Raw genomic sequence first — 234 nt, forward strand, 5'->3', positions numbered from 1 at the left:
CTCGACGGCTTCGTCAACATCGTGCGCTTCCTGCGCGATGAGGCCCAGCGCATCAGCCCGGGCGAACTGGTCGGGGTGCTGGCCGAACGCAGCGGCCTGCTCGCCTCGATCCGCGCCCAGTGCAAGGACGAGGCCAGCTATCAGCGGCGCAAGGAGAACCTGGCCGAACTGTCGGGCTGGTTCGACGGCGGCCGCGGCTCCGGCCCGGGCGAGCTGGCCGCGCAGCTGGCGCTG

Annotated in this window: 1 protein-coding gene; it reads left to right on the top strand. The window is 72.2% G+C overall.

Annotation, left to right across the window (positions count from 1 at the left end):
* The coding region (locus HKX41_13645) for an ATP-dependent DNA helicase Rep (GenBank protein ID NNC25176.1) at window positions 1–234 on the top strand (234 nt) is incomplete at both ends.

The sequence above is a fragment of the Salifodinibacter halophilus genome, from assembly GCA_012999515.1.
GTDB lineage: Bacteria > Pseudomonadota > Gammaproteobacteria > Nevskiales > Salinisphaeraceae > Salifodinibacter > Salifodinibacter halophilus.